The organism is Meridianimarinicoccus aquatilis (assembly GCF_004358675.1).
In the GTDB taxonomy this organism is placed as follows: domain Bacteria; phylum Pseudomonadota; class Alphaproteobacteria; order Rhodobacterales; family Rhodobacteraceae; genus Meridianimarinicoccus; species Meridianimarinicoccus aquatilis.
Genome location: NZ_SMZO01000002.1, coordinates 57036 through 82642, shown reverse-complemented (window position 1 = coordinate 82642; position 25607 = coordinate 57036). Strand labels below are relative to the sequence as shown.

Here is a 25607-nt window from a genome sequence, read left to right as displayed (position 1 = left end):
CAGACAGGCAGGGAGTCGGCATGACAAAGGTATTCAGCTGGATGCTGCGGCTGGTGATTGCCTTGATGGTAGTCCTATCGGTTGGGCTTGGGCTTGCCTATTATCTCGTGTCTCGGTCGCTACCCGACTATGACGCCACATATTCCGTTCCAGGCGTCACGGCGCCTGTGCGCATCGTGCGTGATACCGCCGGGGTGCCGCATATCTTCGGCGAAACCGACGCGGATAGTTTCTTTGGGCTCGGCTTTGTGCATGCTCAGGATCGTCTTTGGCAGATGACCATGTTGCGTCGCACGGCACAGGGGCGCCTGTCCGAGCTTTTCGGCACGCGAACCCTGAAGATTGACGAAGCACTCAGACGGTTTGACCTGTATCGCCTCGCTGCACGGTCGGTCGAAGCACAAGATGACAGCACCCGTAGCGCGCTGGATGCATATTCGGCCGGCGTGAATGCGTGGATTTCCACGGTGAATGAAAACGCTCTTGGCCGCGGTGCGCCCGAGTTTTTTCTGTTCGATGCCCAAATCGCTCCGTGGCAACCTGCGGACAGCATCGCCGTGATAAAGCTTATGGGGCTTCAACTGTCGTCCCATCTTGACCGTGAAGTGAAACGGGCCCGCGCCGCTCTTATGTTGCCGCCAGAGCGCCTTCTTGATCTTTTGCCAGATGTCCCCGGCGACGGCATTGCCGCTTTGCCCGATCTTGCCTGGTTGCAGGATCCAGCACTGCGCCGCATGGCCGGTGCGCCAAGCGCCGCGCCTGATTTCCGCGACGATCCGCTCTCGCCGTTGAAACGCGCCGAATTTTCGGGGGCATCCAATGTCTGGGCCGCCGCCCCGGCCCGTAGCACCACAGGCAGCACCCTTTTGGCCAACGATCCCCATTTGGGACTGACAGCTCCGTCAATCTGGTATCTTGCGCATCTGGGGTTGCAAGATGGCGGTGTGATTGGCGGAACCATCCCCGGATTGCCCGTTGTGCTTGCCGGTCGCAGTGAACGGTTGGCATGGGGCCTGACCACCGCTTATCTTGACGATCTCGACGTGTATCTTGAACGGCTCGATCCGGCGGACACCTCGCGCTATCTCACGCCAGCCGGTGAATACGTTCCTTTTCGCACTGAAAGTAGCGTGATCCGCGTGAAAGACTCCGCGCCGGTTACACTTCGACTTCAGTGGACAGATCGAGGCCCGGTCCTACCGATCGACAGCTTTGATCTGTCCAAGGTGACGCCAGCCGGGCATGTCCCATCTATCGCGTGGACAGTGTTGAACGGCGCGGACACCTCCATGTCGGCGGCTATGGCGCTCATGCGGGCCCCTGACGTGGCGCAGGGACTGGCCGCTATGGAACGTCACGTAGCCCCGGCACAGAACCTGATGCTGGTCGACCGCGAGCATATCGCCATGCAGATGATTGGATCGATGCCGCGCCGGTCGGCGATGCACGACTCGCTTGGCCGTTTGCCAAGCCCTGGTTGGCGAGCGGAAAACCACTGGCAGGGAATGTTCTCATACGATCTGAATCCCCGTTTCGAAGATCCGGCCAGCGGCATTATCGGCAACACCAACAACAAGTTTATTGAACGGCCCTTCCCCCTGCATGTGAGCCACAGTTGGGGCGACAGCTTGCGTATCACGCGGTGGGAAACCCTGATGCAAGACCGCCCGGTCCATAGCCGTGACAGTTTCGTCGAAACGCAACTTGATACGGTCAGTCCCGCTGCGCGGACCCTTCTGCCACTAATGGGGCGCGACTTGTGGTTCGTCGGTGAGGCCGCCCCGCAAGGCACCGCCGAACGGCGCAGGCGCGATGCATTGGATTTGCTTGCAGATTGGAACGGCGAGATGAATGCCCATCGGGCAGAGCCCCTGATTTATGCGGCGTGGGTACGCGCGCTGAACCAGCGTTTGATCACGGACGAGCTTGGGGCAACCCTTGCGGCAGAATTCTCACATCCGGACCCCTTGTTTTTGGAACGGGTTTTGCGTGATGTGAATTCCGCCGGAACATGGTGTGATGTGAAACAATCGGCAGAGGTCGAAACCTGTGTGCAAATGGCCCGGTTGGCACTGGACGATGCACTCGTCTGGATCGACGAGACCTATGGCGGCACGCTGGAAAGCCTGAACTGGGGCGAAGCGCACATGGCGCAACTCGATCACGAAGTTCTGGGTGACGTGCCGGGCCTCGGCTGGTTGGTGAATATCCGCTACGCCACCGGCGGCGGTAACCACACTTTGATGCGGGGGCGCACCGCTGGCACCGGGGACACGCCCTTCGCAAATGTTCATGGCGCTGCCTATCGCGGTGTGTATGACATGGCCGACCCTGACAGTTCGGTCTTTATCAGTTCAACGGGTCAGTCAGGGCACCCGTTCTCCCGCTTCTATGACAATCTCGGTGAACGGTGGCGCCGGGGCGAATACATCCCCATGTCACTTGACCCCGCACTGGCCGAAGCGGGCGCCGCCGGGATCACGACCTTACAACCGAGACCATAACCAAAACGGGTTATGCGTCTTGGCCAAGGGCATTTTCGTTCGCGAAAGCTCCAGAAAGCGCGATACAAAGGGCTGCTTCAGAGATCGCGAAACCGCTTATGTTGCCGATCTGTCCAGCGAACGTCGAAAGAGACGCCATCCTCATCTTGATGTTCCGCCTGCACGACACCCTCCTCAAAAAGCCATGCCCGGCGGCGTCCGTCACTGTGATCCAAGCGGACAGTCTGCTCTTGAAAGGCATCAGACACGCGCGCCGCAATATCATCCAGAAGTGGGGCAATGCCCAATCCGGTGACCGCTGATGTCACGAACACATCTTCGCGCCGCTCGGCTTGCGCTTCCAGCGCGGCGGCCTGATCCGCGGGCAACAGATCCGCTTTGTTCCACACCTCGATCTGGGGCGTTTCTTCCTGCACGCCAAGACTGGCAAGAATATCCTGTACATCTTCGGCTTGCGCCTCGGTTTCGGGATCCGCGATGTCGCGCACATGCACGATCAGATCCGCGCTAAGCACTTCTTCCAGCGTCGCGCGAAAGGCGGCAACAAGCTGGGTTGGCAGCGCGGAAATGAACCCTACGGTATCAGACAAGATCACTTTGGGGCCGCCACGCGGCAGTTCGATGGAACGCATCGTGGGATCAAGCGTGGCAAAGAGCATGTCTTTGGCCATCACGTCTGACCCGGTCACAAGGTTGAACAGGGTCGACTTGCCCGCGTTGGTGTACCCAACCAAAGCGACAATCGGGAAAGGTGTGCGCGCGCGTGAGGCTCGGTGCAGATCGCGGGTGCGGACCACCTTGTCAAGCTGGCGGCGCAGGCGCACCAGTTGATCGTCAATGGCGCGTCTGTCCGCTTCGATCTGAGTCTCGCCGGGGCCGCCCACGAAGCCAAGCCCGCCTCGCTGCCGTTCCAGGTGGGTCCAGGCCCGCACAAGCCGCGTCCGCTGATAGCTGAGCGCGGCCATCTCGACCTGAAGCCCCCCCTCGCGTGTCCGCGCACGGTCGGAAAATATCTCAAGGATCAGACCGGTTCGATCAAGGATCTTGATCTTCCATGCCCGCTCCAGATTACGCTGCTGAACCGGAGACAAGGGGCCATCGACAAGCACCAGCTCGACGTCCTGCTCGGACAAAAGAGCGCCGATTTCGTCCACTTTGCCCAACCCGAACAGGGTGCCGGGGCGTGGATTTGGAAGGCGCACAACAGAAGACCCCACGACCTCGAGCCCCGGAAGAGCCGCAGCCAAGGCCGTCGCTTCCTGCAAAGCATGATCGGGGGACCGACGCGCCTCTTTGGGCAGCAGGTCGGGGTGCAGAACCCAGGCGCGGGTGGCGACGGATTCGCGTGAAATCAGGTCGGTCAGTCTTCGCCCTCATACAGGCTGATGGGCTGGCTGGGCATGATGGTCGAAATCGCGTGCTTGTAAACAAGCTGCGATTGCCCATCCCTGCGCAGCAGCACGCAGAAATTATCGAACCAAGTGATAACGCCTTGCAGCTTCACGCCGTTGATCAGGAATATAGTGACAGGAACCTTTGTCTTCCTGACGTGGTTCAGAAAGGCGTCTTGAAGATTTTGCCGGTCGCTTGCCATTTTGTTAACCTTTTTCTTCTTGTGGCATGATCACGCCATGTCATTCAACAGCGGAACCAACGTGGCCGCAAAAGGGCCCTATTTCCAGTCTGTGGCGAAAAGAAGCTCAGAAACTTCGCACCTGCAGCATATTTACATCGGCACTCAAGCACGCCAAAATTCCGGGTTCAGAAGCGCAATGATTGCAAGCGTTTCCAATCGCCCAAGCACCATGGCAACCCCCAGTATGATCTGGGCTGCCGCCCCAAGATCACCCATCACAATTGGCGATAGCCCAGCCACCGCTGTGAGCGGACCCGCATTTGTCAGCGCTGCTGTGGTCAGAATCATGTTGGTTTCGAATGTCAGTCCAGTCAGGGACAAGGCCAGCATGATGAACGTGAACACCAAAGCAAACAGCATGAAGGACAACCACGCGCTGTAGGCAGCCTCAACCTTAAAGCGCCGGGCGCGGTGGCCCGGGCTGGCCGTGAGCCGTGGGTGCACCAGACGCGCACTTTCAAACCGGCCATGACGATACAGCACATAGACCCGCAAAAGTTTCACCCCGCCAGCGGTCGTCGCCACGCCGCCGCCGACCATGGCAAGGCCCAGCAGAATAAGCCCCGGTGTGGTGATGCCAGACCAATTGCGCGCGATTTCCCATTCGGCAGAGATGAAGCCGTTGGTCGTGAGAAATGACATGGTCATGAAAAGCGACCCCCACAGACTGCGCAAAGGGTCAGGGGTGCCACCCCCCACGTCATACAGGCTGACCCAATGGTGCACAAAGATCAGGGTCGGCACCGCAATCAGCAACGTGGCTGCAATCCGAATTTCCGGATCCTGCCACCAGCGCCGTCCAATGGGCGTTGGCATATCGTTGGCAAAGGTGGCGCGGCTCAACGCGAAGACCATCGCGACCAGCAACACGGCTTCGCCCCAATGGCTGGCTGAGCTTTCTTGCAAGCTGACCAATGGGGAAATCCCTGACGACGCAAGCGCCGACATAGCATGGCAGGCGCCTACAAACGGGTCCTCGCCCGCGATCAGCAGCATCAGCCACACGGCAAGCGTGAGCCCGCCATATATCGGCGCAAGTCCACGCGAGAAGCGTAAAATCCGCCGCATGGGAAAGTCTGATTGGGCCGTTTGCCCGCGTGAAACCGCACCTCCCACGTGCACCGAAGCCAGCACCAGTTCAAACCCGCCGACCCTGACAGGTGCGAGGATCGCAATCGCAGCCACCCAAATCATGAAACCGCCATACCACCCGACCAACGCGCGCCACAGATGGATGGTATCCGGCACGCGGGCCGGTTGGGAAAAAACAGTCGCCCCCGTCGTGGTCAAACTAGAGACCATTTCGAACCAGGCGTTGCTGAAGCTCAGATCAGGGATCGCTTCATAGAGCGGCGCAGCAAGCATCACGGGCAAGGCTAGATAAGTTATCAACAACGACATCAGGTGCCCGCGTGCCGTCTTGCTTACTGGCCTGGTCGCAACAGACAGGCCAACCAAGAACGACAAAACCGTGAAGACAATCGCACCATACAGAAACGGGCGACCAGCGTCATGCTCGCCGTTCAGGCCCGCATAAATGGCTGGCACGATCATAAGCCCCGCGCCGATTGCAGTCGTCAGCACCATCAACGGAACACGATCATACCATTGCGCCCGATGGCGAGAGCTGGCGCGGCGGCGCGGCGGCTTTTGGGCGGGGTCAGAAATAGTCAATCGAAACCTGCAACAGCCGTTCGATCTGTGGAACTTCCGATGACAAAGCAAAGAAAGTGACGATATCGCCCTCTTCTACCCGTGTGTCCGCGGTGGGAATGATGATCTTGCCGCGCTTGCTGACCGGGCCCATCAGCACCCCTTCGGGAAAGTCGATATCGCGTACCTGCTTACCCGTCATTTGCGCGGTTTTCAGAACGACCGCTTCCAGCACTTCGGCCTCGCCATCCCCGATCGAATACACATCCCGCACACGGCCGTGGCGAACGTGACGCAGGATAGAACTCACCGTCGTGGCGCGCGGGTTGATATAGGCATCAATCGACAGCGGCCCCATGAGCGGAATCAGCGCCGGGTCATTCACAAGACTGATCGCCATTGGACAGCCAAGGGATTTTGCACGCACCGATGCCAGCAAATTGGTCTTGTCGTCATCGGTGACACACAAAATGGCATCAGCCTTGTTGATCCCCGCCTCTGCCAAAAGATCAGCATCCAGACCGTCCCCGTTCAGAACGATGGTCCGCTCGAGCGCTTCGGCGGCGCGTTCGGCCACAGGGCGGCTTTTCTCGATCACCTTGACCCGGACCCGGTGCTCAACACGGGCTTCAAGCGCCTGCGCCACGGCCAGCCCGATATTACCCCCACCCACAACAACCACACGGCGTTGCCGAGTGCGAGCTTTGCCGAAAATCTCTAGCGTCCGGTCCATGTCATCGGTGTGGCAAAAAACATAAATCTGATCGCCGGCAAAAAGCTGATCCTGCGCACCGGGGGTGAACAAGGTATCTTCCCGCCGAACACCCACCACTTGCGCCCGCAAAGTGGAAAACAGATCGGTCAACTGGCGTAGCGGCGTGTTCAAGACCGGACAATCCGCTTCCAACTGCAAGCCCATCAGCTGCGCTTTGCCGTCAAGAAAGCTATCAATGTCGAAGGTCACAGGCGCAGAAAGACGCTGCAACGCGGCTTCGGCCACGGCCTGTTCCGGACTGATAACCACATCAATCGGCAGATGTTCACGCCGGTAAAGGTCGGACACAATCGCATCAAGATAGCTGCGCGAGCGAAGCCGGGCGATCTTGCGCCGGACACCGAAGATCGAATGCGCAACCTGACAGGTCACCATATTCACTTCGTCCGCATGGGTGGCCGCAATGATCATATCTGCATCGTCTGCCCCGGCCCGTTCGAGCACGTCAGGGTAGGACGCAAACCCGGTCACGCCGCGAACATCCAGAATATCGGTTGCCCGGCGAACAAGGTCTTCGTTGCTATCCACAACGGTCACGTCATTTCGTTCACCGGACAAGTGCCGCGCGATCTGCCAGCCAACTTGGCCTGCGCCGCAGACGATGATCTTCATGGCTCAAGCTCCGGGGTTGTCAAATTCTGTGGTCGGGATGCAAACGACGGTTTTGTCAATCATCAGCCCGTGTATCTTCGCGGTCGTCCTCAAACGTCGCAACGCGCCCTCCGGCGCGGCTTGATGTGACAACATTCAAGGATTTTAACTTGCGGTGCAAGGCCGACCGTTCCATTCCCACAAAACTGGCCGTCCGCGAGATATTCCCGCCAAACCGATTGATTTGTGTCAGAAGATATTCGCGCTCGAACAACTCACGCGCGTCGCGCAAAGGCAGTCGCGCTATCGCCGCAGACAAAACAACCCGATCACCATTTTCGTCAACCGGATCCGTATTGGGCAGCTCGCGCGCTTCGATCTCGCCTGTGTCAGGGCCAAGGATCAAGACGCGTTCGATGACGTTACGCAACTGTCGAATGTTACCCGGCCAGTGCATGGATTGCAGCATCGCTGCCGCCTCTTCGCCGAGGGGGCGCGCCGGTAACCCATCCGTTTTCTGTAACTGCGCAATCAGATGTTCAGCGATTTCTGGAATGTCCGCGCGACGGTCATCAAGGCCAGGCACTTCCACCGGAACAACAGCCAGTCTGTGGAACAACTCCTGTCGAAACCGGCCTGCTGCGATTTCAGCATCTAAATCGCGCGAGCTTCCCGAGATGATCCGCACATCCACTTTGATCCGGTTGGCACCGCCCACGCGGCTGAACTGCTGTTCAACCAGCACCCGCAAAATGCGCGCCTGACTGTCAGTCGGGAGATCAGCCACTTCATCCAGGTAAAGCGTGCCGCCATCGGCCTGTTCAAGCAACCCAGGCTCCACCTGTTGCCCGGAAGTTTCGCGCCCGAACAGCAGATGTTCCATCCGGTCAGGCGAAACCGATCCGCAGTTCAAAGCAATAAAGGCCGCCCCGGAACGCGAAGAATTGCTGTGCACAAACCGCGCCACCATTTCCTTGCCTGCCCCGGGCGGGCCTTTCAGCATCACGCGGCTGTTTGTCTTGGAAACTTTTTCAATTTGACTTTTCAAAAGCTTGAAAGGTGCACTTGAGCCAATCAGCTCACCAGAGCCACCCTCTTGCTGCCGCAGTTCAGTATTCTCGCGGCGCAATCGTGACGCTTCCATTGCACGGCGGATGACCACCAAAAGCTGGTCGATATTGAACGGCTTCTCGATGAAGTCATATGCACCTTGCTTGATCGCGGCGACCGCAATTTCGATGTTGCCGTGACCCGAGATGATGACAACGGGGATTTCAGGGGTGTCGCGCTTGACCTTTTTCAGGATGTCGATGCCGTCCATCGCGCTGTCCTTGAGCCAGATATCAAGGATCATCAGCTTCGGCAGCGTATCGCCAAGTGCCGCCATACACTCATCCGACGTCCCTGCCAGCCGGGTGCTGAACCCTTCGTCTTCAAGGATATCCGAAATGAGTTCACGAATGTCGCGTTCATCGTCGACGATCAGAATATCTGTCATGATGTACCTGCCTGCCGTTTCTTGTTGTTTGTCATTCCGCCGCTTTCAAGGTGCTTGAAGCACGCGGCAAAGTCACTGAAACGCGTGCGCCCCTGTGACCATCCCCTGCCAGATCTGGCGCCGATTCAAGTTTGATTTTTCCGCCGTGCTCTTCGACGATCTTTTTCACGATGGGAAGGCCAAGGCCTGTGCCCCGATCGCGCGTGGTCACATAAGGTTCGAACAGACGCGCGCGGTCGGGTGGGAATCCGGGACCGGTATCATCCACCGTCAACCGTATACCGCGCGTGCGCTGAATGAGCGCCACGTGTACTTGCGCTTGCGCCCCCCCGTCAGGGACACGCGATTGTGCCGCTTCGATTGCGTTCTTCACCAGATTGATCACCGCCTGCGAAAACAGCGTCGCGTCAAAATCGGCCATGATCGGATCTGTCGGAAGATCAGTCGTCACTTTGACATCTTCGCTTCCGGTGGATTGCAGGAACACGGCATCCGCAACCAACTTACACAGGTCGCCTTCGCGGGCCTCTGGTTCCGGCATACGCGCAAATTTTGAAAACTCATCCACAATCCGGCGCAAATCGCCCGTTTGGCGCACGATCACACCAGTCAGTTGATCCAGCTTTTCGACGTCGTCGCCCACGAGCGGGCCGAACTTGCGCTGGATACGCTCGGCCGACAGCTGGATCGGTGTCAGCGGGTTTTTGATTTCATGGGCAATACGGCGAGCCACATCCCCCCACGCCGCCATCCGTTGCGCAGACACAAGATCGGTCACATCGTCGAACGCCACGACGAACCCTTCCAACGTGCCGTCACGGCCTTGGCGCATCCCCATACGGACCAGAAGGATATCCTGAACGCCACCGCGGCTGAGCTTGATTTCTTCTTGCACAGAATTGTCGTCGCTTGTGCGCAAGCGCGCCAGCAATCCCGTAAACTCGGGTACAAGCTCTGCAAGCGGCAGCCCCGGCCCCTGCCCTTCGGTCAACGCCAAAAGCCTGAGCCCGGATGTGTTGATGAAATCCACACGGCCCGACGCATCTAGGCCCATGACCCCTGCTGTCACCGAGGATAGCACGCTGTCAAACAAACGACGCCGCGTTTCGATCTGCTGGTTGGCATCAAGCAGCGTTTGACGCTGGCCGCGCAATTGCAGGATCATCTGGTTGAAAATTCGGCCAAGCACCGCGATCTCGTCATCGCCGCGCTCTTCGCGGACCTGAACGTTCAAATCCCCATCGCCGACACGCTGGGCGGCCCCCGCCAATCGACCGACAGGGCGCGCCAGCCTTTCCGCGAACCACAAACCAAGCCAGATGGATGCCAGGATCAACATCACCGCGAACCCAAGGTAGAGCAGCCCGAACTCGAACAACATGCGCCCTCGGTCACGTTCAAGTTGCTGATAGAGCGTCGCAGTTTGTTGGGTATCATCCAGCAGGTTCAACAAATCGCCGTCAACAGACCGCGCAACCAACAGGTATCGGTCTACAAAGGCATCCAAGACAGAAAGCGCCCGAAATTCGTCATTGTCCCAATCCTTTCGGATAACGATTTCGCCCGCGCGTGCCCGCGCCAGTTCATCCGCTGTCGGGGGTTCGTAGTAAAACAGGTACGATCCTTCGCCGCGCGCCCGGATCCCCGCATTTCCGTCGATGACATAGGCCTCTTTCAGGCCGCGCTGAATCTGAGACTGGCCTTGCCCAAGGATCTGACGGAAATCCCCGTTGGTCATCAAAAAGGTTCTGCGACGCTGGGCATTGAGAAAAGCCGTCAGAGCCCGCGTATCAACAGTCAGGTCTTCCTGCTGTTCTGTTTCATAGGCTTCCGCAGCAGCAAGCGATGCCCCCACAACGCTCCGCACCCGGTCAGAGAACCAACCCTCAAGACCGACATTCACTGTAAGACCGGCAAAGACGGCCACCAGAACCGTCGGCACCAACGCGACCAGAGCGAATACGCCGGTCAGTCGCAGATGAAGTCGCGACCCCGCCGATTTCGCCCGCCTTGCCGCCACCATTCTTGCGATGCGCATAAGCACGAGCGTCGCAAGAACAAGAATATAAACGAGATCCGACAGAAGAACGAGCCGCAGGGAAAAGACCGACGCATCGACTTGCATCGGACCAAGCACTGCGAAGGTTGCGGCCACAAGAAGCGGGCCAAGACCGACAAGCGCAAGCGTGCCAAGGGTCTGCATCCGACGACGCTGCCCCGCCGCGGTCAGGCGGGACAAGACTTCCTGCCCAAGCTGTGAGCGCATCAAGTTCCTCAAATTGATGGGTCACGGGCAACTGAAAGCACCCCGCAACCTGCGGCAAATGGGCAACGCCCTGTGGCCGGTTTACATCAACTTTCGACGGCGTGTCACGCGTATATCAAGTTCAGTGATCTTCTTTCGCAGCGTATTGCGGTTTATTCCAAGCAGATCAGCGCATTTGGCCTGATTACCGCCTGTCGCATCGAGGGCAATTTCGATCAATGGCGTCTCTACTTCGCGCAAAATCCGCTGATACAGACCGGGCGGGGGCAACACACCGCCATGCAGATCAAAATATCGGCGCAGATGTGCACCAACCGATGCAGACAGCTTGTCGCCATCCGGCCGCCCGCCCAAAGGCTCCATCGCGGGCTGGTTGCCCAGAACGTGATCCACATCGGCCTTTGAGATTTCGTCTTCCGGGCTTGTGACCACAAGACGGCGCACCGTGTTGCCAAGCTGGCGAACGTTCCCAGGCCAACTGTAGGATCGGATCATGTCCATCGCCGGATCGCTGAACCGGCGCATTGGGGCACCTTCGCGTTCGGCACGCACCAGAAAATGTTCGGCAAGAAGCGGAATGTCGTCCACCCGGTCACGCAAGGCTGGAACGGCAATTACAACACCGCTTAGGCGATAAAACAGGTCTTGCCGGAATGCGCCGTCCTCAATCTGGTCTGAAAGGTCATTCTGGGATGTCGCCATAATGCGCGGCGCCGGATCACCGAATGTGTCCAGCATACGCACGATCCGGGCCTGCGTATCGGCATCCAGGTCGCCGACTTCGTCGAACAGAATGGACCCACCGCGCGCCCGTGCGAGAAGGTTTGCCGGGCCGTCGACCCCGGTAAGATCAGAAGAAGACGCAACCACGAACGGCATCGTCCGCCTGTCAGAGAAATCATGGATCGCCCGCGCGATCAGCGATTTCCCCGTTCCGCTCTCTCCGGTGATCATCACGGGCAGTTCCGTGTTCATGACCCGCGCAACAAGACGATAGAGCGCCTGCATCGCCGGTGTGCGGCCAACAAGTGGCAATTCGTCTGAATGTTCCTCCGAAGCGCCGGGGCGCGGTGTCGGCGCACGCCGTTTCACTTCAAGAGCGCGCGACGCACGTTTCATCAGGTCGGGCAGATCAAACGGCTTTGGCAAATAGTCGAACGCGTCCGCCTCCGCGGCTTGAATTGCTGTCATGATTGTATTCTGCGCAGAGATCACAATCACCGGCAGGCCCGGCCGTTCCGCCGTAATTTTCGGCAAGGTCTCAAGCCCGTTCCCGTCAGGCATGATCACGTCAGAGATCACCAGATCCCCCTTGCCTTCTTCGACCCAGCGCATGAGCGTCATCAAAGACGACGTTGCGTGAACCTTGCATCCGGCTCGCGTCAGCGCCTGCGTCAGCACGGTTCGGATCGTGCGGTCGTCGTCGGCGACTAAGATTGTGCCGTCCATCAGGTGTCCTCCAGGTCTTTGGGTGCGACGGGTAAAGAGATGCGGAACACTGTGCGTCCGGGGACGCTTTCCACACCAATCCAGCCATCATGTTCGGAAATAATCTTGGACACGAGCGCAAGGCCAAGGCCGGTGCCATTCTCGCGTCCTGAAACAAACGGATCAAAAATGTCATCAGCGATCTCGGGCGGCAGGCCCGGTCCGTCATCGACAATCTCAACTTGCAGCGGCAATGGCGTATCAGAGCCATCCCGCTTTCGAACTCGCAACGACACGTCATAAAAAGTGCGCATCGTGATTGTCCCGCCTGATGTCGCATCCGATGCTTCGGCCGCGTTTTTCATCAGATTTTGAAATACCTGCAGCATTTGATCGCCGTCCACATAGGTATTCGGCAGCGACGGGTCATAGTTTTCGACAATTTTCATTCGCGCAGCAACACCAAGTGCCGACGACTTTCTGGCCCGGTCCAAAAGATCATGCACATTGACCACCTTGCGAAGCGGCGGTCGCAGGTTTCCAAATTGTTCCACTTGATCCAGCAACTTGGAAATGCGCCGTGTCTCGCCCACGATGAGGTCCGTCAACTCGCGGTCATCGCCGGTCAACCCCATGGCCAACAACTGCGCCGCCCCGGCGATGCCTGCCAAGGGGTTCTTGATTTCGTGGGCCAGCATCTCGGCCATGCCGATCGCAGATTTCGCCGCTGCTTTCACCGAATTGGCGCGGTCCATACGATCCGCAATCTGGCGCGGCTCAAACATCAAAAGAACCCGGCCCGATTGATCAGACACTGGCCCGATCTGAATATTGCACTGAACCGGTGCGCGATTGCCGCCGCCCACATCAACATCGTTTATAAACAGGTCCGCACGATCCCGGCGGACACGCGCGAACGCTTCATCCAATGGAACGGCGACCATCAGTTTGTCCCAGATTGGCTTACCGCGCAGGGATTTGGCCGATGTGTTCAGAAACATTTCTGCGGTGGGCGTGATGTCCGCGATCGTGTCGTCCGGTTCCAGCAAGATGGCTGGAACTGGCAAAGACGCCCAAAGCGTATCGCCCCATGTCTTTTCGGTCATGCCGCGCACCTGCCAACGTCAGAAAGGGCATCGTTCAAAAGCATTCGTACAACTTTAGCCGATTTCGCGACCAACACTTCGCGCCGCAGGGCAGCGGGTGTTCCGGCTTGATCCATGTACCATCCCAAATGTTTGCGCGCGACGCGCACGCCTAAGTCCTGACCGTAAAAGGCCAACATGCTGTCGTGGTGTTCGGCCACAAGATCGACAAGCGCCGATCCCTGCGGAATTTTGGGTGCCGGTGCGCCGTACAGAGCGGCCGAAATAACCGCAAGTTGCCAAGGGCGCCCTTGCGCCCCGCGACCGATCATGACACCCGCAGCGCCGGATTTCGCCAAGGCGGTACGCGCATCGCTCGGGGTGACAATGTCGCCATTTGCGATCACAGGCACATCCAGGGCAGCCGACACCGGTGCAATCGCCGCCCAATCCGCGTGGCCCTTATAAAACTGGCATCGGGTGCGACCATGGATCGTGACCATCTGCACACCCGCATCCTGCGCGCGGCGCGTCAAAGCTGCCGCATTGTGGTTCGTGTCATCCCATCCAAGCCGGGTCTTGAGCGTGACCGGAACGGACACTGCACCGACCACAGCCTCGATCAGACGCAGGGCGTGATCCGGTTCGCGCATCAGAGCCGATCCAGACATGCCACCAACGACCTTCTTGGCCGGACACCCCATGTTAATGTCAATAATTCTTGCGCCCATCGCTTCGGCCATGCGGGCCGCTTCGGCGATCCAATGCGGATCGCGCCCGGCCAGTTGCACGGCAGACCCGGCACCATCTGCATCAAGTTCGGCTTTTTCGCGTGTCCCGCGACGCTCTTGCACCATTTCTTGGCTGGCGATCATTTCGCTCACAACAAGCCCCGCGCCAAAACGCGCGACGAGTCTGCGAAACGGCAGATCTGTTATGCCTGCCATCGGAGCCAACAATACCGGTGGTGAGAGGCGATTTTCTGCCAAGTGAATGGTCACATGCTCAAACCTTATGCGAACGCTTAATCCTTAGAGGCGAAGTGCACGAGGATCAAAGACTTCCAAAGTCAATTTCGGCAATAAATCACGCAATGCCCATTTTTTAGGCTTCATTGGGCGACTAACAGACCGCATTGTCACAGGCGGGGGCAGCCCGTAAACCATGCGCGGCAATAAGGAGAGCAGGATGACCGTTGCAGGCATCGTCGTTGCGGCAGGGCGCGGCACACGTGCAGGAGGGGAAACTCCTAAGCAATTTCAGCCACTTGGCGGATCTACGGTTTTGGGACAGACGCTCGCCGCACTTTCGAGCCACCCAGCCCTCACGCAACTTGTTGTTGTCTTGCACCCGGATGACACCGATTTGTTCGCAGCCAGTATAAACCTGCCCGAACACTGTGCGATTTCAACAGTACCGGGCGGCGCAACGCGAGATGCGTCTGTCCGCGCAGGTTTGGCTGCGCTTCAAGACGGCACACGCAAAGTGCTAATTCATGACGCCGCCAGACCATTCGTGACACAGGCGCTGATCGGGCGTGTCATCGACGCCTTGGATCATGCGCCGGGAGCCGCACCGGCGTTGGCAGTAACAGATGCGTTGTGGCGCGGGAACGATGGCAATGTCGTTGCCCTTCAAGATCGAACCGGGCTCTTTCGCGCCCAGACCCCTCAAGGATTTCGAACCTCCGCGATTCGCGCGGCACATGCATCGCATTCCGGCGGCGCAGCAGATGACGTTGCTGTTGCGCTGGCCCACGGGCTTGACGTGACAATCGTCGAAGGGGATGAGGACAACATAAAGATCACCCTGCCCGGCGATTTCGCGCGGGCCGAAGCGCTTTTGGCGCAGCGCGAAAAGGAACGGCACGCAATGGATATTCGGCTGGGCAACGGGTTTGACGTGCACCGCTTTTGCGAAGGCGACGCAGTTATCCTGTGCGGCGTGAGGGTGCCGCACACTCATGCGCTTGACGGTCACTCGGACGCAGATGTTGGCATGCACGCAGTGACCGATGCAATTTACGGCGCGTTGGCCGAGGGCGATATAGGGCGTCATTTCCCGCCATCTGATCCGCAGTGGAAGGGGGCAGCATCTGAAGTGTTCCTGCGTCACGCTGTGGACCTTGCCCGCGCAAAGGGGTTTTCGATAGGCAATGTCGACTGCACGTTGATCTGTGAATTTCCAAAGATCGGGCCACATGGTTCCGCAATGCAGGCAGAGATGGCACGCATCATGGGCCTTGACCCGTCGCGCGTCAGCGTGAAGGCCACCACATCGGAACGGCTTGGCTTCACCGGGCGCAGCGAAGGCATTGCATCCATTGCCACAGCCACTTTGGTCGCACCATGAGGCTGACACGCGCGCTCGCAACGGTCGGCTATGTTGGCCTATTGCGCCCCGCACCCGGCACTTGGGGCAGCGCGGCAGCGGTGCCGCTTGGCTACGCCCTTCATGTCGCAGGCGGCTTCCCACTCTTGCTGGTCGCCACAATCGCCGTGTTCGGGCTTGGCTGGTGGGCGACCCACGCTGAAGAACGCGCCACAGGCAGTCACGACGCCAGTGAGATTGTCATCGACGAAGTTGTCGGGATCTGGATCGCCCTATTGCCCCTGTCAGGCGGGTTATGGCACGCCGGGGCAGACCCGTGGGTGTTTCCCTGGCCGGGCTGGGTTGGGGCGTTTATCCTGTTTCGCCTGTTCGACATATGGAAGCCGGGTCCAGTTGGGTGGGCAGACCGTTTGCCCGGACCTTTCGGTGTGATGCTGGATGATGTGATCGCAGGCGTCTTTGCGGCCATCGGTGTGACTTTGGCCGCAGGGTTTGCGCATGGGGTCATGGGCGTATGAGCGCGCAAGACCTGCTTGCCTTGGCGATAGAGCGCAGTGTCATGGTCGCGACCGCTGAAAGCTGCACGGGCGGCCTCATTGCTGGAGCAATCACAGACATCCCCGGCTCGTCCGCCGTATTCGACCGTGGGTTTGTGACCTACACCAACGCCGCAAAGGAACAGATGCTCGGCGTAAGCGGCGATACTCTTGCCGCCTTCGGAGCCGTATCAGAACCCGTAGCCCTTGAAATGGCCGAAGGCGCCTTGTCCCGGTCAGATGCGGCTTTGACGGTATCGGTCACCGGGATTGCCGGGCCCGGCGGAGGCAGCGCAGACAAACCCGAAGGCCGCGTCTGTTTCGGGCTGGCTGAGCGCGGCAAAGCAACCTTCGTTGAAACAGTCGATTTTGGGGCGCTTGGCCGTGATGCGGTACGTCAGGCCACCGTCGCACATGCATTGACGCTCTTAACGACGGCCCTGCGCCAGACCTGAACCGTAAAGCGCCTCAGCACGTTTTTCAAAAGCATGAACGATTCTGTGCATGGCTTCGTTGAATACCAACCCTATTACGCCTTGCAGCATCCGATTTCGAAATTCAAAATCAACGTCGAAATCGACAATGCAGCCACCATCATCCGATGGTTTGAAAATCCATTTCGATTTCAGATATCGAAACGGCCCGTCCAGATATTCGGTATCGATCCGGCTACGATCTTTATACAACGTCACCCGGCTGCCAAAGCGTTCGCGGAAAACCTTGAAACTGATGACAAGATCCGCATCCATGACTTCGCACTCACCCTTATCCGTGCGCGCCCGGATGCGTGCCGCGGCACACCACGGCAAGAATTCAGGGTACGACGCAACGTCGGCGACCAGATCATACATCTGGTCGGCGCTATAGGGCATCTTGCGGTGTTCCGCGTGGCTTGGCATGTCGGTCCTTTTGTCGCGAGACAGTGGGCGCTCATATCGTAAAGTCGCGCCATAAAATCAAGGGGACGATATGTCAGACCGCCCGTATGTCATCGACCAACTCATCTCGGCCAAGTCTATCGCGGCCAGAATTGAAACCCTCGCCCGCGAAATCGAGACGCATTACGCCGGAGTGGACAAACTTGTCGTTGCCGGGCTGCTGCGTGGCTCTTTTATCTTCATCGCTGATCTTGTCCGAGAGTTAAAGTTGAACATCGAAGTCGATTTTATCGAAGCGTCAAGTTACGGCAACGCCATGGTGTCGTCGCGCGAGGTGCGGATCGTGAAGGATCTGTCGGGGGAAATCGCCGGGCGCCACGTGCTTGTGGTCGAGGATCTTGTTGATAGCGGGTTTACGCTCAGCCATGTCATCGCCCTGCTACAAGCCCGCGCGCCTGCAACGCTCCGCACAATTGCTTTGTTGGACAAACCGGCCCGGCGCGAGGTGGATTTCAGGGCCGACTGGATCGGTTTCGAAATTCCGGACGAGTTCGTCGTTGGCTATGGCATTGACTACGCACAAAAGAACCGGAATCTGGATCACATCGGCAAAGTGCGCTTTACAGACTGATATCACGATCGTGTGAGGGTTCTTGGCATCTTAGCGCTTGTGCGGTGATCCAAACCGGCTACGCTTTTAGGTAAAATAGGAGTCTCACAAATGAAATTTGCACATGCACTCGTCATCGCCACCACATTTGGCATTTCACCCGGATTGCTCGCTGCGCAGGATTACAGCGCCGCTGTAAAAGCGCGTCAGGGGCAGTTCCGCATCATGGCATTGAACCTTGGTGTACTGGGCGGCATGGCCAAAGGCGAAATCGCCTATGATGCGGAGATGGCGGAAATGGCCGCCGAGAATCTTGAGATGATTTCAGAATTGCATGAAGCGCCGCTTTGGCTAGAAGACTCGTCGAACATGGATATTGAAGGAACCCGCGCCCTGCCCTCAATCTGGGACGAAAACGAAGATTTTCTGGCAAAATGGGCTGCGTTTGGTGAAGCTGCCGAACAACTCGAAGAGATCGCAGATGACGGCCAAGCTGGTTTAGGGGCCGCAGTCGGTGCAGTCGGCAAGACCTGTGGGGCATGTCATGATGCGCATCGCCAGCCCTCAAGTTGAGCATACTTCCGCCTGATCTCGCGGTGATAATCCAATGATGCGCCTGCTTCTTGGCTTGTGCGTTGTTGGCGCAGGCGGAGCTTGGGTATTGACCGGCGGGCAGCAATTGTCGGCCGATGATCTGGATATCCAAACCGGCGATGCGGTCGCAGGGGAACAGATCTTTTGGGCGGCTGGCTGTGCATCGTGTCATGTCGCGCCCGAGGCAGAAGAAACTCCGGCACCCGTCCTTGCGGGCGGCGAACGTTTCCCGTCGGACTTCGGAACATTCGTCGCGCCAAACATTTCGCCGGACGCCGCAGTCGGGATAGGCAACTGGACTTTGGCCGAGTTCGCCACGGCCCTGCGCAACGGTGTCAGCCCGCAAGGGCAGCACTATTACCCTGCGTTCCCCTATCCCAGCTATACGCATATGACCGATCAGGACATCGCAGATCTTTGGGCTTTTATGCAAACCCTGCCAGCATCAGACGCGCCAAGCCAATCGCATGAACTGAGTTTTCCTTTCTCGATTCGTCGCAGCGTCGCAGTCTGGAAATGGATGAACCTTCCGTCAGACTTCCACACGCAGGACGCTGACACCCCAGAACTTGAGCGCGGACGTTATCTCGTGGAAGCACTGAGTCATTGCGCGGAATGCCATACGCCGCGTGATGCGTTTGGCGGCCTGATCGCAGATCGCTGGATGGGCGGTGCCCCCAATCCAACCGGAAAGGGAAATATCCCAAACATCACGCCGGGCGCGTTGGACTGGTCGGACACAGATATCGCCTATTATCTTGGAACTGGCTTCACACCCGACTACGACTCAGCGGGCGGACACATGGCCCGCGTGGTGCAAAACCTGTCGAAGCTGCCTGAAGAAGACCGAAAAGCGATCACAGCCTACCTCAAGGCACTGCCCGCCGTCGCACCTTCGTCCGATTGACGCGGCACAAGGGCCGCGCCGTTGTACGGCCCTCAGCCCTTTGCCAATTTCGCCTGACGCGCGCTGCGCAGGCGGGCAAAATCGTCACCAGCATGATAGCTGGACCGCGTGAGAGGCGTCGCAGAAACCATCAAGAAGCCCTTGTTATAGGCAGACTTCTCATAGGATTCGAACTCTTCAGGTGTGATGAACCTGTCTACGCGGTGATGCTGCGGCGTCGGCTGCAGATACTGGCCAACGGTTAGGAAATCGATTCCAGCAGAGCGCATGTCATCCATGACCTGCAAGACTTGCACGCGATCTTCACCGAGGCCGACCATGATACCCGATTTAGTGAACATGGACGGGTCAAGCTCTTTAACCCGCTGCAACAGCCTGAGCGAATGGAAATACCGGGCACCGGGGCGCACTTCTTGATACAGCGCGGGAACGGTTTCCAGGTTGTGATTGAACACGTCCGGCTTTGCCGCAACCACTGTTTCCAATGCCGAAGGATCGCATTTCAAAAAGTCGGGTGTCAAAATTTCGATGGTCGTGTCCGGGCTACGGTGACGGACCGCCCGAATGGTTTGGGCAAAGTGATCCGCCCCGCCATCATCCAGATCGTCCCGATCAACGGACGTGATTACGACATGCTTCAACCCCAACTTTTGAACCGCATCCGCAACACGGCCGGGTTCAAACACGTCTAGTGTGTCGGGCCGACCAGTAGCGACGTTGCAAAAAGTACAGCCGCGTGTGCAGATCTCGCCCATGATCATCATGGTGGCATGACCTTGTGACCAGCATTCACCCGCGTTGGGGCAACCCGCCTCTTCACATACCGTCGTCAGCTTGTGTTCACGCATGATCGCGGCAGTCTTTTTGTAACCATCAGACACCGGCGCTTTCACGCGGATCCACGATGGTTTCTTGGGCTGCGGGTTCACCGGACGGTGGGCTTTCTCCGGGTGTCGCTGCTCCGGAATTTTCAGATCGCGCATTCTGGGTCTCCTCTGCCCGACGTTATAGTCCGGCAAAGGGTATTTGTCCTGTGCCAAATCCGCATGGCAGCCGACGACCTGTCACATAACCAAGGGGCGCTGCGTGGACACTTCAGTCCCCCACCAAAGCTCGTCGCCGCAAGATCGGTGCATATCCCGGCAATTTGTGCCGCAAGACAAAAGCGGGGATATCTGCCCGGGTAATGCCCAATTGCGCAAGTTCTGCATCGGTCTTCGCGCTGAGACGCAGTGCGTCACGCCGAGCGAATTTACGCATGTGGCTCGGGTTGAACCCGAAGCCAACACTCGCAAGAAACTGATCTATTTCGTTTTCAATCGCAGGGACGAAGGCGATGTTGAGGTGGGTAGTGTCAGACATGTGGAAACCTTTCCTGATCGGTTGGGTCCCCCTCCGACGGTAAGACTAGCGGAAGAATGTCACCAAACAGAAAACCCCGGCTTTACCAATCAATCCAGCTTCAAAGTGAGGTTCATAAAGCACGCTTGGCGAGGCTGCCGCACGCATAGCGCACAAGAAATCGCCGCCGGGGAGGTCCCGGCGGCGTTGCACTCATCAACGAGAATACTTGGAAAATCTCAAACGTGTTCTATGAACACGCTAGGATCACGCTGACTTGCGACGACCCCAAAGACCCAACGCGCCAAGCCCAGCAGCAAGCAAGGGCAGAGCTGCAGGAACCGGAACAGAAGCGGCTGCGATGCTGTTGTCTACGACGACGCCGTCGATATTGAACTCGACGCCGGTGAAACCACCGTTTTCGTAGTAGGTGAGCACGAAGTCGACAGGACCTGCGCCAGCATCATAGTCAACGGCGGTGTATCCAAAGCCGCGCGGCGCGCTCCGGCTGGAAATCTGTGTTCCATTCAGCATCAGCGAGAAGCCGTCATCCGACCCAACCGAATAGGTCTTGAGACCTGCACCGGGAAGAAAAGTACCGGAGACGCGCAGAACACTGGTCGAAAGCGACGTTGGCAACGTCCCGACATAGCTTGCGAAATCAACGCCCAGGAAATCCTCAAGCGATGTGCTGTCGGAAACGGAACCGACGCTGCCCGCTGGATAGTCGATGGCGGTCGATACGAATGTGCCGCTTGCAGTGTTTGAATCAGCAAAGGCATTTGCCTCTGCGATCGTGCTGAAGGACGAGGACGCATCCCAGAATTCACCGACATAGCTGGCGGCTTTGGCGGCAATTGGGGCTGCAATAACGACCGACGCGAGAGCGGCGGCTTTGAGGGACTTGGTCAAAAACATACGGAAAACTCCTTTTGGTGTCTTCCGTATAGGCCCCTCATACCTTCGCTCTCAATGAATGGTTGAATACATCCTTAATGACTTTCGGGTCATCTTTAACGACGCCGAAACCTTGACGCCCCCAAACGAGATCAAAACAGGAAATACCGTTGCGCCATAGGCAGTTCTGCGGCTGGCTCACAGGTCAAAAGCTCGCCATTGGCTCTGACTTCATAGGTCTCGGGATTTACTTCAATCTCGGGCGTTGCATCATTCATGACCATATCGGCTTTTCCAATCCCGCGTGTGCCTCGCACTTCGGCTGTCTGTTTGCGCAAACCAAGGCTATTGCCGATTCCCGCCGCTTGCGCTGCCGCGCTGACAAACGTCACTGAGGATGCTTCAAGTGATCGACCAAAAGCACCGAACATCGGGCGCGTATAAACCGGCTGCGGTGTTGGAATGGATGCGTTGGGGTCGCCCATTTGTGCACAGGCGATTGTCCCGCCAAGCAAAACCATTTCAGGCTTCACCCCAAAGAAGGCAGGCGACCACAGCACAAGGTCCGCGCGTTTACCGACTGCGATGGACCCGATTTCATGGCTGATCCCATGAGCAACCGCGGGGTTGATGGTGTATTTCGCAATGTACCGTTTAACGCGGACATTATCGTTTTCGCCACTCTCATCGCTGAGTCGGCCACGCTGCACTTTCATCTTGTGGGCGGTTTGCCACGTGCGAATAATCACCTCGCCAACCCGTCCCATTGCCTGACTGTCAGAGGCAATGATTGAAAACGCGCCCATGTCGTGAAGAATATCTTCTGCGGCAATCGTCTCGCGGCGGATCCGGCTTTCGGCAAAAGCCACATCTTCGGGGATAGATTTGTCGAGGTGGTGACACACCATGAGCATATCCAGATGCTCTTCCAGCGTGTTTACCGTGAAGGGCCGCGTCGGGTTCGTCGAAGACGGGATGACGTTCGACGAGCCGCACACTTTGATGATGTCGGGCGCATGCCCGCCGCCTGCCCCTTCGGTATGAAATGCGTGAATCGTTCGGCCCTTGATGGCATCCAGCGTGTTTTCAACGAAGCCAGATTCGTTCAACGTGTCGGTATGGATCATCACCTGAACATCCATGTCGTCCGCAACAGACAAGCAGCAATCTATAGCTCCCGGTGTGGTGCCCCAATCTTCGTGCAACTTCATCGCACAGGCCCCGGCCTCGATCTGCTCGACCAACGCCCCTGGCAGAGATGCGTTGCCCTTGCCCGCGAAGGCCAAATTCATCGGAAAGGCATCCGCTGCCTGAAGCATACGGCCCATGTGCCACGGCCCCGGAGTGCACGTTGTCGCCAAGGTCCCGTGCGCAGGACCGGTGCCGCCGCCCAACATGGTTGTAAGGCCAGAATGCAAAGCGTCGTCGATCTGCTGCGGGCAAATGAAGTGAATGTGGCTGTCAAACCCGCCTGGGGTAAGAATACGTCCTTCCCCTGCGATAATTTCGGTGCCCGGACCAACGACGATATCGACACCCGGCTGTGTATCGGGGTTACCGGCCTTGCCAATCGCCGCGATACGCCCACCCTTTAGACCCACATCGGCCTTGTAGATCCCCGAAACGTCGACAATCAGCGCGTTCGTAATAACAGTGTCAACTGCGCCATCGGCGCGTGTGACCTGACTTTGCCCCATACCGTCGCGAATGACTTTGCCGCCGCCAAACTTAACCTCTTCACCATACGTTGTGAGATCGCGCTCGACCTCGATGAACAGTTCTGTGTCGGCAAGCCGTACCCTGTCACCCGTTGTCGGGCCATACATGTCGGCATAAGTGGCGCGGGAAATCGTTGCGGGCATCGGCGGCATCCTCGGGACGGTGCAGTTTATGTGACCGCAACCTTTGCCGGAACTTCGCCCATGGGCAAGGGATCAGCGCCGCTTCACCGTATCAGTGCCTATCATTTGGGCAATCCGGGGCCGCGCTTTGCCAGACGATGCATGTTGGATCGCGTCTTGCGCCCCAAAGGCGTGACCGCCGCAGACAGAACCTGATCAGGGCGCTTTCCGGCATGCACTGCTGAAATAACTGCATTCGCCGATTTCAAAAAGGCTTCGGGCTTTTCGGAAACCATGCGTTCGTTTTCACCGGCTGTGACCGACCATAGGCCAAGTTGGCCAAGAACGCGCAAGGTGACCACCATTTGTGCCTCGGCTAGCATTGTGGCCAATTGCACACCCGCCTGCCACGTCTGAATTGGCGTGGCCATATTCATCAAATCGAGGTTGAACGGGTCGAAAGACTTTTTAGCGGGCATGAAATGCTCCTGAGTACTGAAACGGGATAGACGCTTCAGTATTCAGGTATACTAGGATTTTTGCAATGCTGCACTGCGGCATTTATCCCAACGTTAACGCGAGCTCAGGATTTGGCAGAGGGCTCATCAGTTTTCGGCGGCATTCCTAAGGTGGCCGGGGCACGGCGGCGACGGCTTCGTGGTGCCGCAGCGGCCGAAACGTCAGCTGTGGTGGTGGCGCTTTTTGTTGCTGCGGGCGCCGCTTTCGGGGCGGTTGGCTTGGCAGCAGCTTTGGTTGGAGCTTTTGCAGCTGTGGTAGACGCTTTGCGCACACGCGGGGCCGGTTTGGTGGCCGCCGGAATAGCGGCAGGTTTTGCCGTGTCCGCGCTCACTGCCTTGGGTGCCGCCGGTTTAGGCGCTGGTTTGGCTGGCGTTGCAGCTTGAGCTGGCTTCGCTTTTGCGGGCTCTGCTTTGGCGGCTGCGGGTTTAGCGGCGGCAGGCTTCGCCGGTGTCGGCTTCGAAGCAGTCTTGGCTGGTGCAACGTCTTCCTTCGGCGCGGAAACAGGGGACGCGTTCACGACGGCTGCGGCCTTGGGCGCTGCTGCCGGGGCGGCTTTTGCAGCCGCAGGTGCTTTGGCCTGTTTCACGGCCGCGGGCTTTGCAGGTGCCTTTCGCGGCGTCGCAGCTTTGGGTTCTACAGGCTTGGGAACCGCGCGCAGAGCGGCACGCGACGTTGTTGCTTTCAGGGTGACTTTGTCGTCGCGCACACCACGCGCAGACTTCAGTGCCACATCCCAGCTGGGCATCATTTTGACCATTTGGAACCCAAATTCCATCTGGGCTTCGGCCGTGCGGAACCAAAGGTCCACACCATTCTTCCAATAATCCATCGGCGTCTTCATCATAGTCGTCATCTCCAGAGTTCTTTGGCGCGGCACTGTGGGCCGCAAATGCCGGGGAGGATCAGTCAAGGTCCCCCATGACGGTCTGATTGAACCCAAACACCCGGCGTGCTCCGGAATAAGGCACAAGCGTCACGTCCCGCGATTGACCCGGCTCGAATCTCACGGCTGTCCCGGCAGCAATATCCAACCGAAAGCCCTTAGCCGCTGCGCGGTCGAAGTCCAAAGCGCCATTGGTCTCGGCGAAATGATAATGACTTCCCACCTGAACCGGACGATCCCCGGTATTGGCGACGGTCAGGGTCAGAACTTCGGCCCCATCGTTCAGAACAATGGCACCGGGCGCGGTTAGAATTTCACCTGGTATCATCGGGTCGTCCTCCTGATTGTTGTCTGGGACGGTTTCACAAGGCCACCGCCCGAACAAGGTTGCCCTGCCCCAACGGCAGTCAAATTGCTGCACCTGCGCGGTACTATGCTGCACTGCCAAAAAGCAAGGCAAAACGCCCTAGAAGCAGGCAAGTCGCAAATATTGTGATCATAAAAGCCCACCGGGTCAGCGGATCGGGTGATGCACTGTGACCAACTTTGTGCCGTCAGGGAACGTCGCTTCGACCTGAACGTCATGAATCATCTCTGGAATGCCCGGCATGCATTGCTCGGCCGTGACCACCTCTGCTCCTGCTGACATCAGATCGGCAACGCTTCGCCCGTCGCGCGCGCCCTCGACAACGAAGTCGGTGATCAATGCAATCGCTTCGGGGTGGTTCAGCTTCACGCCGCGCGACAGGCGACCTTTTGCAACCATTGCCGCCATGCTCACCAGCAGCTTGTCTTTTTCACGGGGTGTCAGATTCATCCGCGTTTTCTTCCTGT

General features: G+C 58.2%; 25 protein-coding genes. 7 read left to right on the top strand and 18 right to left on the bottom strand.

Annotation, left to right across the window (positions count from 1 at the left end; genetic code table 11):
* The first annotated feature begins 20 nt into the window (after positions 1 to 20).
* Entirely contained in the window at positions 21 to 2504 is a 2484-nt protein-coding gene (locus E2L05_RS01305; protein ID WP_133341084.1) for a penicillin acylase family protein, read from the top strand.
* A 77-nt stretch (positions 2505 to 2581) separates the two neighbouring features.
* Here E2L05_RS01305 and hflX read toward each other — a convergent pair whose 3' ends face one another.
* The 9 genes from hflX to dusB form a co-directional block, all read right to left on the bottom strand.
* Positions 2582 to 3856 carry a GTPase HflX gene (gene hflX, locus E2L05_RS01300; RefSeq protein ID WP_394346527.1) on the bottom strand — a complete coding sequence of 425 codons (1275 nt, stop codon included), beginning with the start codon at positions 3854 to 3856 and terminating at the stop codon, positions 2582 to 2584.
* An 8-nt stretch (positions 3857 to 3864) separates the two neighbouring features.
* Positions 3865 to 4098 (bottom strand): RNA chaperone Hfq, encoded by a 234-nt coding sequence (gene hfq, locus E2L05_RS01295; RefSeq protein ID WP_086053174.1) that lies wholly within the window; start codon positions 4096 to 4098, stop codon positions 3865 to 3867.
* A gap of 144 nt (positions 4099 to 4242) precedes the next feature.
* Positions 4243 to 5814: a TrkH family potassium uptake protein gene (locus E2L05_RS01290; protein ID WP_133341082.1), complete on the bottom strand. Its 1572-nt coding sequence runs from the start codon at positions 5812 to 5814 to the stop codon at positions 4243 to 4245.
* Entirely contained in the window at positions 5801 to 7180 is a 1380-nt protein-coding gene (gene trkA, locus E2L05_RS01285) for a Trk system potassium transporter TrkA (protein ID WP_133341081.1), read from the bottom strand. The genes E2L05_RS01290 and trkA overlap by 14 nt, the downstream gene beginning before the upstream one ends.
* 55 nt (positions 7181 to 7235) lie before the next feature.
* A complete protein-coding gene (gene ntrX / locus E2L05_RS01280) occupies positions 7236 to 8657 on the bottom strand; it encodes a nitrogen assimilation response regulator NtrX (protein WP_133341080.1) in 1422 nt (473 codons plus the stop codon).
* 31 nt (positions 8658 to 8688) lie between these two features.
* A complete protein-coding gene (locus E2L05_RS01275; protein ID WP_133341079.1) occupies positions 8689 to 10923 on the bottom strand; it encodes a sensor histidine kinase NtrY-like in 2235 nt (744 codons plus the stop codon).
* An 81-nt stretch (positions 10924 to 11004) separates the two neighbouring features.
* Positions 11005 to 12372, bottom strand: a complete 1368-nt coding sequence (locus E2L05_RS01270) for a response regulator (protein ID WP_164686315.1) — start codon at positions 12370 to 12372, stop codon at positions 11005 to 11007.
* A complete protein-coding gene (locus E2L05_RS01265; RefSeq protein ID WP_133341077.1) occupies positions 12372 to 13457 on the bottom strand; it encodes a two-component system sensor histidine kinase NtrB in 1086 nt (361 codons plus the stop codon). Before E2L05_RS01265 ends, E2L05_RS01270 begins: the two co-directional genes overlap by 1 nt.
* Positions 13454 to 14437, bottom strand: coding sequence for a tRNA dihydrouridine synthase DusB (dusB, locus tag E2L05_RS01260; protein ID WP_394346526.1), 984 nt, complete (start codon positions 14435 to 14437; stop codon positions 13454 to 13456). The genes E2L05_RS01265 and dusB overlap by 4 nt, the downstream gene beginning before the upstream one ends.
* 187 nt (positions 14438 to 14624) lie before the next feature.
* Here dusB and E2L05_RS01255 point away from each other — a divergent pair, with 187 nt between their 5' ends.
* From E2L05_RS01255 to E2L05_RS01245, 3 genes are read left to right on the top strand one after another with little or no spacing between them, the layout of a single operon-like run.
* Positions 14625 to 15788: a bifunctional 2-C-methyl-D-erythritol 4-phosphate cytidylyltransferase/2-C-methyl-D-erythritol 2,4-cyclodiphosphate synthase gene (locus tag E2L05_RS01255; protein WP_133341076.1), complete on the top strand. Its 1164-nt coding sequence runs from the start codon at positions 14625 to 14627 to the stop codon at positions 15786 to 15788.
* Positions 15785 to 16285 (top strand): phosphatidylglycerophosphatase A family protein, encoded by a 501-nt coding sequence (locus E2L05_RS01250; protein WP_133341075.1) that lies wholly within the window; start codon positions 15785 to 15787, stop codon positions 16283 to 16285. The genes E2L05_RS01255 and E2L05_RS01250 overlap by 4 nt, the downstream gene beginning before the upstream one ends.
* On the top strand, positions 16282 to 16758 hold the full coding sequence (locus E2L05_RS01245; RefSeq protein ID WP_133341074.1) for a CinA family protein: 477 nt from the start codon (positions 16282 to 16284) through the stop codon (positions 16756 to 16758). Before E2L05_RS01250 ends, E2L05_RS01245 begins: the two co-directional genes overlap by 4 nt.
* Here the strand turns inward: E2L05_RS01245 and E2L05_RS01240 are convergent.
* A complete protein-coding gene (locus E2L05_RS01240) occupies positions 16732 to 17202 on the bottom strand; it encodes a type II toxin-antitoxin system RatA family toxin (protein ID WP_133341073.1) in 471 nt (156 codons plus the stop codon). The two genes, E2L05_RS01245 and E2L05_RS01240, sit on opposite strands and share 27 nt — an antisense overlap.
* 70 nt (positions 17203 to 17272) lie before the next feature.
* On the opposite strand from E2L05_RS01240, the gene hpt reads away from it, so the two are divergent.
* The 3 genes from hpt to E2L05_RS01225 all read left to right on the top strand — a co-directional run bounded on the left by hpt (position 17273) and on the right by E2L05_RS01225 (position 19292).
* Positions 17273 to 17812 carry a hypoxanthine phosphoribosyltransferase gene (gene hpt, locus E2L05_RS01235; protein ID WP_133341072.1) on the top strand — a complete coding sequence of 180 codons (540 nt, stop codon included), beginning with the start codon at positions 17273 to 17275 and terminating at the stop codon, positions 17810 to 17812.
* A gap of 90 nt (positions 17813 to 17902) precedes the next feature.
* Positions 17903 to 18364, top strand: coding sequence for a c-type cytochrome (locus E2L05_RS01230; protein WP_133341071.1), 462 nt, complete (start codon positions 17903 to 17905; stop codon positions 18362 to 18364).
* Between the two features lie 34 nt (positions 18365 to 18398).
* Positions 18399 to 19292 (top strand): cytochrome c, encoded by an 894-nt coding sequence (locus E2L05_RS01225; RefSeq protein WP_341776721.1) that lies wholly within the window; start codon positions 18399 to 18401, stop codon positions 19290 to 19292.
* Positions 19293 to 19324: 32 nt separating this feature from the next.
* On the opposite strand, the gene lipA is transcribed toward E2L05_RS01225, so the two are convergent.
* From lipA to E2L05_RS01185, 8 genes are all read right to left on the bottom strand, one after another.
* Positions 19325 to 20275, bottom strand: coding sequence for a lipoyl synthase (gene lipA, locus E2L05_RS01220; protein ID WP_133341070.1), 951 nt, complete (start codon positions 20273 to 20275; stop codon positions 19325 to 19327).
* A 112-nt stretch (positions 20276 to 20387) separates the two neighbouring features.
* Positions 20388 to 20654, bottom strand: coding sequence for a hypothetical protein (locus E2L05_RS01215; RefSeq protein WP_133341069.1), 267 nt, complete (start codon positions 20652 to 20654; stop codon positions 20388 to 20390).
* A gap of 246 nt (positions 20655 to 20900) precedes the next feature.
* Positions 20901 to 21551 (bottom strand): VPLPA-CTERM sorting domain-containing protein, encoded by a 651-nt coding sequence (locus E2L05_RS01210; RefSeq protein WP_133341068.1) that lies wholly within the window; start codon positions 21549 to 21551, stop codon positions 20901 to 20903.
* Between the two features lie 131 nt (positions 21552 to 21682).
* Positions 21683 to 23392 carry an urease subunit alpha gene (gene ureC / locus E2L05_RS01205; RefSeq protein WP_133341067.1) on the bottom strand — a complete coding sequence of 570 codons (1710 nt, stop codon included), beginning with the start codon at positions 23390 to 23392 and terminating at the stop codon, positions 21683 to 21685.
* 101 nt (positions 23393 to 23493) lie between these two features.
* Entirely contained in the window at positions 23494 to 23850 is a 357-nt protein-coding gene (locus E2L05_RS01200; protein ID WP_243721826.1) for an antifreeze protein, read from the bottom strand.
* 104 nt (positions 23851 to 23954) lie between these two features.
* Positions 23955 to 24734 carry a transcriptional regulator gene (locus E2L05_RS01195; protein ID WP_133341066.1) on the bottom strand — a complete coding sequence of 260 codons (780 nt, stop codon included), beginning with the start codon at positions 24732 to 24734 and terminating at the stop codon, positions 23955 to 23957.
* A gap of 58 nt (positions 24735 to 24792) precedes the next feature.
* Positions 24793 to 25101: an urease subunit beta gene (locus E2L05_RS01190; RefSeq protein ID WP_133341065.1), complete on the bottom strand. Its 309-nt coding sequence runs from the start codon at positions 25099 to 25101 to the stop codon at positions 24793 to 24795.
* 186 nt (positions 25102 to 25287) lie between these two features.
* Complete coding sequence (locus E2L05_RS01185; protein WP_133341064.1) at positions 25288 to 25590, bottom strand: urease subunit gamma; 303 nt, start codon at positions 25588 to 25590, stop codon at positions 25288 to 25290.
* Positions 25591 to 25607: the final 17 nt, after the last annotated feature.

Excerpts from the sequence above, each read along its gene's own strand:
- E2L05_RS01305 (WP_133341084.1), top strand. The coding sequence starts at position 21 with ATGACAAAGGTATTCAGCTGGATGCTGCGGCTGGTGATTGCCTTGATG.
- hfq (WP_086053174.1), bottom strand. The coding sequence starts at position 4,098 with ATGGCAAGCGACCGGCAAAATCTTCAAGACGCCTTTCTGAACCACGTC.
- trkA (WP_133341081.1), bottom strand. The coding sequence starts at position 7,180 with ATGAAGATCATCGTCTGCGGCGCAGGCCAAGTTGGCTGGCAGATCGCG.
- ntrX (WP_133341080.1), bottom strand. The coding sequence starts at position 8,657 with ATGACAGATATTCTGATCGTCGACGATGAACGCGACATTCGTGAACTC.
- E2L05_RS01275 (WP_133341079.1), bottom strand. The coding sequence starts at position 10,923 with ATGCGCTCACAGCTTGGGCAGGAAGTCTTGTCCCGCCTGACCGCGGCG.
- E2L05_RS01270 (WP_164686315.1), bottom strand. The coding sequence starts at position 12,372 with ATGGACGGCACAATCTTAGTCGCCGACGACGACCGCACGATCCGAACC.
- E2L05_RS01265 (WP_133341077.1), bottom strand. The coding sequence starts at position 13,457 with ATGACCGAAAAGACATGGGGCGATACGCTTTGGGCGTCTTTGCCAGTT.
- E2L05_RS01255 (WP_133341076.1), top strand. The coding sequence starts at position 14,625 with ATGACCGTTGCAGGCATCGTCGTTGCGGCAGGGCGCGGCACACGTGCA.
- E2L05_RS01250 (WP_133341075.1), top strand. The coding sequence starts at position 15,785 with ATGAGGCTGACACGCGCGCTCGCAACGGTCGGCTATGTTGGCCTATTG.
- E2L05_RS01245 (WP_133341074.1), top strand. The coding sequence starts at position 16,282 with ATGAGCGCGCAAGACCTGCTTGCCTTGGCGATAGAGCGCAGTGTCATG.
- E2L05_RS01240 (WP_133341073.1), bottom strand. The coding sequence starts at position 17,202 with ATGCCAAGCCACGCGGAACACCGCAAGATGCCCTATAGCGCCGACCAG.
- hpt (WP_133341072.1), top strand. The coding sequence starts at position 17,273 with ATGTCAGACCGCCCGTATGTCATCGACCAACTCATCTCGGCCAAGTCT.
- E2L05_RS01230 (WP_133341071.1), top strand. The coding sequence starts at position 17,903 with ATGAAATTTGCACATGCACTCGTCATCGCCACCACATTTGGCATTTCA.
- E2L05_RS01225 (WP_341776721.1), top strand. The coding sequence starts at position 18,399 with ATGATGCGCCTGCTTCTTGGCTTGTGCGTTGTTGGCGCAGGCGGAGCT.
- lipA (WP_133341070.1), bottom strand. The coding sequence starts at position 20,275 with ATGCGCGATCTGAAAATTCCGGAGCAGCGACACCCGGAGAAAGCCCAC.
- E2L05_RS01215 (WP_133341069.1), bottom strand. The coding sequence starts at position 20,654 with ATGTCTGACACTACCCACCTCAACATCGCCTTCGTCCCTGCGATTGAA.
- E2L05_RS01210 (WP_133341068.1), bottom strand. The coding sequence starts at position 21,551 with ATGTTTTTGACCAAGTCCCTCAAAGCCGCCGCTCTCGCGTCGGTCGTT.
- ureC (WP_133341067.1), bottom strand. The coding sequence starts at position 23,392 with ATGCCCGCAACGATTTCCCGCGCCACTTATGCCGACATGTATGGCCCG.
- E2L05_RS01200 (WP_243721826.1), bottom strand. The coding sequence starts at position 23,850 with ATGCCCGCTAAAAAGTCTTTCGACCCGTTCAACCTCGATTTGATGAAT.
- E2L05_RS01195 (WP_133341066.1), bottom strand. The coding sequence starts at position 24,734 with ATGATGAAGACGCCGATGGATTATTGGAAGAATGGTGTGGACCTTTGG.
- E2L05_RS01190 (WP_133341065.1), bottom strand. The coding sequence starts at position 25,101 with ATGATACCAGGTGAAATTCTAACCGCGCCCGGTGCCATTGTTCTGAAC.
- E2L05_RS01185 (WP_133341064.1), bottom strand. The coding sequence starts at position 25,590 with ATGAATCTGACACCCCGTGAAAAAGACAAGCTGCTGGTGAGCATGGCG.